This is a genomic window from Candidatus Angelobacter sp., assembly GCA_035607015.1.
Lineage (GTDB): Bacteria > Verrucomicrobiota > Verrucomicrobiia > Limisphaerales > AV2 > AV2.
In genome coordinates this window covers 1-8,283 of record DATNDF010000158.1, presented here as the reverse complement: position 1 = coordinate 8,283, position 8,283 = coordinate 1, and the positions used below count along the sequence as shown (strand labels likewise).

Sequence of the window (8,283 nt, the reverse complement as noted above, 5' to 3'; positions counted from 1 at the left end):
TGGCCAGCGCGGATGCGGCCGATGCGGCTATGAGTGCCAGGCCCAGCAGCGTGGGCAGCCATGCGCCAGTCTGAATCCATCGGGATTGATGTGCGGTGTTTGGTTTCATTATTTTCGTTTCGTTTTTTTTTAGAATGTCCCTGTCCGGTCAAGCGCGACCGTGGACGCGTCTATGATTCACGCGGAGCCGAACTGTTCCCCGAGGAAGGGAGCACTTAAGTCCCATTCATCGGGGCGGCGTTCAGCGGCTTCACCCGACAACCGGGCGCGGTGACGAGGAAGTGGAAGACCTTTTCGAACGGTGAAGCAGGTACCTCGGGGGCGGATACGGAGGAAATTCCTTCCCTGCCGGACACCGAAGCCCTCGAATCGCCGGGCAAAAGAATCTCACGGAGTTGAGCGATACCCCGGGAAATGCGTGATTTGACCGTGCCGACCGGCACGTCGAGAATGCCCGCGATGTCCTTGTAGGAGTAGTCTTCCAAATAGCAAAGCGCCACCGCCGCCTGATAAACCTCGTCCACCTTTGCCAGCGCGGACAGCACCTGGAACCAGTCGGATTGACTGGCCGGTTCCGGGCAAAGAGCCGGCAATTGCTCCGAGAGCTCCTCCAGGTGGTGGTGAGGAAATCTGATCTGTCTTCGCCGCGCTTCGAGGAAAGCGCGGTGCAGCGTTGTGAACAGCCAGGTCTTGACCTTGGAGATCTCGCGCAATTGATGCCCCTTCGTCGCCCAGACATAGAACGCATGCTGGGTCAAATCCCGGGCATCGGACTCCGACCGCGTGAGGCTCATCGCGAACCTGTAAAGCGGCTCGTAGTGCTCGTTTACAATTGCTTCAAATTCGTTGGCAGAGTGCATAATTTGTTTGTGTCCACGCCTCAAAAATTGAGACGGCCATTCTTTCAACGGATATTGGAGCAAAACAATGGGACGAAGGAGCAGGTGGGTTGAGCGCCTTAACCAGGAATTCGTCGCGTGTCCGAGAATCATTTCAAGGTGCGCAAATACGCGACCACCTCGTTGATCTCGTCCGGTGAAAGCTTTCCGGCAAACGCCGTCATCTGACCTTTTTTTCCGTTGCGAATGCGCGCGGCGATTTGTTCGTCGGTCCGATCCACATTGTGCAGGTCCGGGCCTTCATCGCCGCGCGCGTCCGCGCCGTGGCAATGCGCGCAGTTTTTCAGAAACAACTTCCGGCCCGTGGCGGTCCGGGCCGTTGGATCCGACCTGGAAGCCAGCTCGTCTGAGAAAGAGGTCCCCGGAACGTTCCCAATTTGAGCGCTCAACAACATCTCGCCACCCGAATAGCCCGCGCCCACCATCAAAACCGAGGTGACGCTCATCCCGGCGAGGTAAATGCCAAAGCTGCGCCGCGGCATCCGCCCGCTTCCGAACAAACGCCATCCCCCGAACACGATGCACAAAGCAAACGCGGGCCAGACAAAGAGGTGATGAATCTTTTCATAACCGCTGCCGAGCATCCGCCCGCGAGTCATGATGAGACCGGCAATCACCGCTCCAACGGCACCCAACGTGCCGACGACCGCCGAACCCAATCCGGCGGTGTGAAGGCCGCGCCGCAGGGCTTCATCGCGCGATCGCCGGGCGACAAAGTCGAACACCACCGACGCCAGCAGGAGCACGATGGGAAAATGCGTGCTGCCGCCGTGAATTCGCTGCCAGAATGACGCGTTCATGGCCCGTGCAATCAACCGAGTGTGGAATCCACCACCGCGAGGCTGTGGTTGTTCTCAACATAATCCACGTTGGTGATACCGAGGTATTCGCGCAACTTTCCAGCCTCGACTTTTATCGGACCGGGCTTCGGCGCTTTGCCGGGTTCGGGTTGGGGAAACGCTGTGGACATGGCGGTGTGGAAGATGACGTGTCCTTCGACCTTTTTCATCGTTTGATGGATGTGGCCGTTCAGGACGGTTACCGATCCGAAACGCTTGAGATAACTCAATGCCTGCGCGCCGTCGTTGGTGCCCCAGCCCCACTGCGGATAAACCTCCCAGAGCGGAATGTGCGCGAACACGACGATGGGCGTTTCAGCCGGGCGGCCTTTCAAATCGTCTTCAAGCCATTCCAACTGTTCCGAGCCGAGCGCGCCGAGGCCGTTTTGCTGAATGTCCACCACGTTCACGAGTCCGATAAAATGGACGCCGCGATGATCGAAGCTGTACCAGCCGAGGCCCTTTGAATTCCTGCCAAAGCGCTCGCGGAAAAATTTGCCGCCGTCTCCCGTGACGTCGTGCTCGCCGGGCACGAAAAATATTTGCCGAGTCTTTGCGCTCTTCAACGACTGATCGAGGATGTCGAATTCCTCCGGCGCCGCGAGATGCGTCAGATCGCCGGTGTGCAAAATGAAATCGGGCTGCTGCGGCAGCGCGTTGATGCGCGCGATGGCCTGGCGCAACGTGGCCGTCACGTCCGTGTTGATGCCCGGCTTGTTGAAGCCGATGTGCGAGTCGCTGATCTGGACGAAACTGAAGCTGCCCTTCGCCGCCTCGGCCGCGCCGGCGGAGGACGGCAGCAACGTGGAGCCGAGCAGTCCGCCGCTGATGGTCCACAGCATTCCCGTGCCGGCCCAGGCCATGCATTCGAGAAAGCCCCGCCGGTCGAGACCATCTTGATGGTGATTGTGGTGAATGAATTTTTTGTTTGTTTTCATATTTGATTGTTTCACTTGTTGTGATTCACGCTGTCCAAGACCAGCCGCGGGAAAAGTTATTCCGCCGGGAATAAAATTCCGATTCGCGCAGTCTGGACCAATTAGCCGCCACCACGTGAGCGACAACGAGCCGCAGGCCCAATTTGAACGAGTCGTCATGCCGCATCTGGACGCTGCCTACAACCTGGCGCGCTGGCTCGCGGGCGACGAACACGACGCGCAGGACATCACGCAGGAGGCGTGCGTGCGCGCGTTTCGTTTCGTAAGCGGTTGCCGGGGCAGCGACGGGCGCGCGTGGCTGCTGGCGATCGTCCGCAACACGGCGTTTTCGTGGATAAAGAAAAATCGGCCGGCGGCTGTGGTTTCTATCGACGACGATGAACTCGCGGAAATTGCGGATCAAAATCCCACGGCCGGTTCGTTTCACAGCGCCGATGCGGGCGTGTTACGCGCCGCGCTGGAAGCGCTGCCACTGGCAGTTTCGCGAAGCGCTCGTGCTGCGCGAGCTGGAAGGGCTTTCGTACAAGGAAATCGCCGAAGTCGCCGCGGTGCCGGTCGGCACGGTCATGTCGCGGCTCGCCCGTGCGCGACGGCAATTGCAAGGCGCGCTCAATCGGAAGGAGAAAGTATGAACTGCGCTGAAAGCCGTTTGCTGCTGCACGCTCATATCGATGGCGAACTCGACGTGACCAGCAGTCTTGAACTGGAACGGCATTTGAAAACGTGCGCCGCTTGCGCCGCCGGACAAGAATCCGTCCAGTCGCTGAAAACGGCGCTGCGCGGGTCGCAACTGCGGTTTGACGCGCCCGATTCGCTGCGAAGACAAGTGCGTCTCGTCGCTCGCGGTTCGAGTGATAAAACTCAACCGGGCCTGTTTCGATCTCTGCTGCTCTGGAGATCCGTGGCGTTCGGCGCGACGGCGGTTGCCCTGCTGGCGATTCTTTTACGGACGGGCATTTCCGGGGCGGATCAACTGGCGAGCGAAGCTGTGTCCGGTCACGTGCGCTCGCTGATGGCCGGACATCTCACCGATGTCGCCTCCGGGGATCAGCACACGGTGAAACCGTGGTTCGACGGCAAGCTGGACTTCGCGCCGGACGTGAAGGATTTCGCCGCGGAAGGTTTTCCGCTCGTCGGCGGACGATTGGATTATTTTGACGGTCGGGCCGTCGCCGCACTGGTCTATCGGCGGAACAAACATTTCATCAACGTTTTCGTGTGGCCGGCGACAAACACCGGCGCGGAAAAGACAAAAACCCAAACCCGACGCGGCTATTCTGTCATCTATCGCGAAGCAAACGGCTTGCACCACTGCCTCGTCTCCGATTTAAACAAAACAGAACTGTCCGAACTGGCGAATCTCTTTGGGCGATGAGCGCTGCTTTGAGTGCCTCTTTCGTCCCATTGTCCCGCCCGACGGCAAAAGCATAAGGTGCGAACCTGCCGTGCATGGTGACCGCACCCAGGCCAGTCAAACCGGGCGATGACTCGAACCAATTTCAAAATGATCGTGGAAATCCCCCCGGTGACCGGCCTCGTGTGGTCGGTGATGGCGGACGCGCGGCGCCTGCCGGGCGCGGGTACACCAGCCGAAATTGCCGCCGGCGTACCGGCGCGTGACGTTGTCCATCCGCTGCGAAGGAATGCTTCGTCCGCTGTTGGCGCGTTGGACAGGCGGTTTGAACCAGCGCTATCTCGCCCTGGAGGCGAATGGCTTGAAGACGCGTTGCACGGAATGGGCTGCCGAACGATACTTCGAACTCCATGAAGCCCGTTGACGGCCATTGTTTGATCACGCCGGAGGATCTCCACTGGCGGCCCTCGAACATGATGAAGATCCCGAACGCGGATTTTCTGGAGCGGACCAAAAGCGAGAATCTCGGCGCGCGTCTCTGGCGGCTGCCACCGAAGAGCGCCAACACGCTGCACAAACACATTCGCTCCGAGGAATTTTATTTCGTCGTCGCAGGTGTTGGCCGCCTCCGCGTGGGCGAGCAGACGTTGACCGTGCCGAAGCACGGCGGCGTGCTCGTCGGGCCAAACGAGTTGAGACAGGTATTCAACGACACGGACAGCGAAGTGCTCTGGCTCATCGTAAGCGCGCCGGAGGAAGGTGAATTTCTGTCCGGCGCAAGGTCCCAACTGGATATGTCACTCATTTATCCGGTTGATCCGGGGCAATTGCCGAAGGAACTGGCCGGTGTTGACTGGCCGCCGACAACGATGACGGGCTGGGACCCAACAACGACAGGCGCATTTTGAGATCTTGCTGCAAATGTTCGGCCACGCGGTAAACTGCCCCGCCCAAAACATGAATTCATCAGCAAGCACCCGTGACCGGGACGAAAGTGCCAGTGCATCCGAACTGTCGCTCGATCACACTGGAGTTGTGTTCCAGAGTTTTTTCGAACGGAGCGTTGACGCGGTCCTGTTGCTTGATCCTCAAGCGGGCGTGTTCGTGGATTGCAATCGGGCAGCGGTCGAACTCGCTGGCGCTGAGAACAAGGAGCAATTGCTGCACGTGCGACCTGAGGAACTTTCGCCGCCGTTTCAACCGGACGGCACTCCCTCCGTCGAGAAGTCGGCGGCAATTATCGGGCTCATCCAGAGCCAGAAGGCGCACCTCTTCGAGTGGGTGATGCGGCGGCGTGACGGCCGGGACGTTCCAATCGAGGTCTCAGCGACGGCCCTGCACATCGGCGGCAAGAGCATCCATGTCATCATTTCAAGGGACATCAGCGAGCGCAAGAAGGCCGAGCGCGAGTTGCTTGAGCTGAATCAGTCGCTGGAGCAACGGGTGACGGAACGCACGGCCGCGCTCACCACCAGCGAAGCGCGCTTCCGCGCCCTCGTCGAGCACGCGGCGGAGGCGATTGTCGTTTTCGATGGGGACACCGGGCGGTTTCTTTTCGGCAACGAGCACGCCTGCCGTCTCTACGGGGTGACAATGGAAAAACTGACGGAGCTGACTCCCGCCGATGTCAGCCCGGAGTTTCAACCGGGTGGACGTCGCTCCAGCGAGCTGGCCCGCGAATTGATGGCGAAGGCCCTGGCGGGGGGAATGCCTGTGTTCGAATGGATTCATCTGCAACGACCCAAGGGCCGGCTCATTCCCACCGAGGTGCGTCTGTTGCGCCTGCCGGCCGAGGGACAGAATCTGATTCGCGCCAGCATCATTGACAACACCGAGCGCAAATGCGCGGAGCGCGCTCTTCGCGAATCGGAGGCAAAGTTCCGCGCGCTGTTCGAAGGCGCGAGCCAAGGTGTGGTCCTCCATGACGAGAACCAGATCCTCGAGGTCAATCCCGCCGCCGTGCGAATTCTGGGACGCCGCTTCGCGCACGAAATCCTGGGCAAACATCCGGGCGATTTTTCACCGCAACTCCAGCCGAACGGAGAGAGCTCGGATGCCATGGCGCGCAAACACATTGGCGAATGCATGACCCAGGGCAGCGCCCGATTCGACTGGCTGGCGCGGGATCCAACCGGAAGGGAAATCTCGCTGGAGGTCATGCTGACGCGGATCGAATGGAGCGGGCGACAGGTCATTCAGGCGTTCATCACGGACATCACCGACCGAAAGCGTGCCCAGGCCGCGCTCGAGGAAAGCGAGGCGCGATTCAGCGCGGCCTTTCAGGCGAGCTCCAACTTCATTGCCACAACGCGAATGAGTGATGGGCATTTTGTGCTGGTGAATGACGCCTTTGTAAACTGGTCGGGCTATTCCCGCGAAGAAATCGTCGGACGCACCGCACTGGAACTGGGATTATGGGAGCAACAGTCGGAACGCCAGGCCTTCTGGGACGATCTGCACCGCACCGGATCCGTGCGCCAGCGCGAGTGCCGGTTCCGAAACCGCGCGGGAAGACAGTTCACGATGCTGATCTCCGCAGAAGTCATCCAGCTTGACCATATGCCGCACATGCTCGGCATGGCGCTGGACATCACAGCGCGGAAGCAGGCGGAGGCTGAATTGCGGGCGAGCGAGGCGCAGTTGCGCGAGAGCGAAGCGCGCTTCAGTGTCGCCTTCCAGGCCAGCCCGGTTTTCATCGGCATTCTCCGCATTACCGACGGAAAATTTGTTTTGGTGAATGACGCGCTGATAAACTGGCTGGGTTGCTCGCGGAGTGAGGCCCTGGGCCAGAGCTGCGCCGACCTTGGCATGTGGGAAAACATCGCCGACCGCGCGCTGGTCATGGAAGAATTGCTCACGGTCGGCTCCATCCGGCAACGGGAGTGCCGCTGGCGCAATCGCCGTGGCGAGCGGTTCACCATTCTTGTTTCTGCGGAAACCATTACTCTCGACAACGCGCCTCACGTCCTGTTGCTCGCCCTGGACATCACGCAGCGCAAACTGGCCGAGGTGGAAATGCAGGAGAGCGAGGCGCGCTTGCGCGAGAGCGAAGCGCGATTCAGCGTGGCCTTCCAGGCCAGCCCGGTGTTTATCACCATTCTCCGCATGAACGACGGGGCCTACGTCCTCGCGAACGATGCCTTCATAAACTGGGTCGGCCACTCCCGGGCGGAAGTGATCGGGCGCACGTCCGCCGAGTTCGGGATGTGGGAGAACCCGGATGAACGCGATTCGGCGCTTGATGACATGCGCAACATCGGTTCGATTCGCCAGAGAGAGGTCCGCTGGCGAAATCGTCACGGCGAGCGCCTCACCATTCTGCTTTCGGCCGAAACCATCCAACTCAACAACACGCCGCACATTCTCTCGTTCGCCCAGGACATCACCCAGCGAAAACGAGCCGAGGAGGAGTTGCGCATCACTCTCGAACGGGAAAAGGAACTCAGCCAGCTCAAGAGTAATTTCGTTTCGATGGTCTCGCATGAGTTTCGCACTCCGCTCGGCATCATCCGATCTTCGGCGGAATTGCTCCGCGATTTCCATGGGCGAATGCAGCCGGACGAACGCAACGACCAACTGGAGTCCGTCATCAGAAATACCTGCCGCATGGCCGGCATGATGGAAGAGGTCCTCGTCCTCAGCCGCCTGGACGCCGGCAAGCTGGACTTTCAACCGCCGCGCTCGATCTGAACGGTTTTTGCCGCCGCATCGTGGATGAGGTTCTCTCGGCCACCAACCGCCGCTGCCTCATCGAACTTTCGATGGTCTCCATTCCCGACACGGCACAGGCCGACGAACGATTGCTCGGTCACATTTTTACCAATCTCCTGACCAACGCCGTGAAATATTCAGAAGTCGGCGCGTCCGTGCATTTTTTTGTTCAAAGGAACGGGCGTGACGCGGTGTGCGTGATTCGCGACAAGGGAATCGGCATTCCGTTGGAGGACCAGCCGCAGTTGTTCAAAGCCTTTCATCGAGGCGGCAACGTGGGCGCCCTGCCGGGCACCGGACTCGGCCTGCTCCTGGTTAAACGCTGCGCCGAATTGCACCGGGGGAAAGTGCATGTGAACAGCAAGGTCGGCAACGGCACCACGGTGACGGTGAGGTTACCCGTATTCTAAACGAGCCATGAAAAAGATTTTGGTCATCGAGGACGAGCCAGAGATGCGGAGAAACATCACCACGCTCCTTCGCTATTACGATTATGAACCCATCGCGGCTGAGAACGGCCGTCAGGGGGTCGAGATGGCGCG

General features: G+C 59.8%; 8 protein-coding genes. 5 read left to right on the top strand and 3 right to left on the bottom strand.

The genetic code is table 11. The features are described from left to right. Nucleotides 1-215: 215 nt before the first annotated feature. The 3 genes from VN887_06445 to VN887_06435 all read right to left on the bottom strand — a co-directional run bounded on the left by VN887_06445 (nt 216) and on the right by VN887_06435 (nt 2,676). Nucleotides 216-860: an RNA polymerase sigma factor gene (locus tag VN887_06445; protein HXT39646.1), complete on the bottom strand. Its 645-nt coding sequence runs from the start codon at nt 858-860 to the stop codon at nt 216-218. 128 nt (nt 861-988) lie between these two features. Continuing rightward, nucleotides 989-1,699, bottom strand: coding sequence for a c-type cytochrome (locus VN887_06440; GenBank protein ID HXT39645.1), 711 nt, complete (start codon nt 1,697-1,699; stop codon nt 989-991). A gap of 11 nt (nt 1,700-1,710) precedes the next feature. Then, entirely contained in the window at nt 1,711-2,676 is a 966-nt protein-coding gene (locus tag VN887_06435; GenBank protein ID HXT39644.1) for a metallophosphoesterase, read from the bottom strand. Nucleotides 2,677-3,053: 377 nt separating this feature from the next. Between VN887_06435 and VN887_06430 the strand changes: the two genes are divergently transcribed. From VN887_06430 to VN887_06410, 5 genes are all read left to right on the top strand, one after another. Continuing rightward, a complete protein-coding gene (locus VN887_06430) occupies nt 3,054-3,308 on the top strand; it encodes a sigma factor-like helix-turn-helix DNA-binding protein (GenBank protein HXT39643.1) in 255 nt (84 codons plus the stop codon). Beyond that, nucleotides 3,305-4,051, top strand: coding sequence for an anti-sigma factor (locus VN887_06425; protein ID HXT39642.1), 747 nt, complete (start codon nt 3,305-3,307; stop codon nt 4,049-4,051). The genes VN887_06430 and VN887_06425 overlap by 4 nt, the downstream gene beginning before the upstream one ends. Nucleotides 4,052-4,440: 389 nt before the next feature. Continuing rightward, a complete protein-coding gene (locus VN887_06420; protein HXT39641.1) occupies nt 4,441-4,938 on the top strand; it encodes a cupin domain-containing protein in 498 nt (165 codons plus the stop codon). Between the two features lie 49 nt (nt 4,939-4,987). Continuing rightward, nucleotides 4,988-7,720 carry a PAS domain S-box protein gene (locus VN887_06415; GenBank protein HXT39640.1) on the top strand — a complete coding sequence of 911 codons (2,733 nt, stop codon included), beginning with the start codon at nt 4,988-4,990 and terminating at the stop codon, nt 7,718-7,720. Nucleotides 7,721-7,740: 20 nt separating this feature from the next. Next, the gene (locus VN887_06410; GenBank protein ID HXT39639.1) at nt 7,741-8,151 is read left to right on the top strand and encodes an ATP-binding protein; all 411 of its coding nucleotides are present in this window, start codon (nt 7,741-7,743) and stop codon (nt 8,149-8,151) included. The last annotated feature ends 132 nt before the right edge of the window (nt 8,152-8,283 follow it).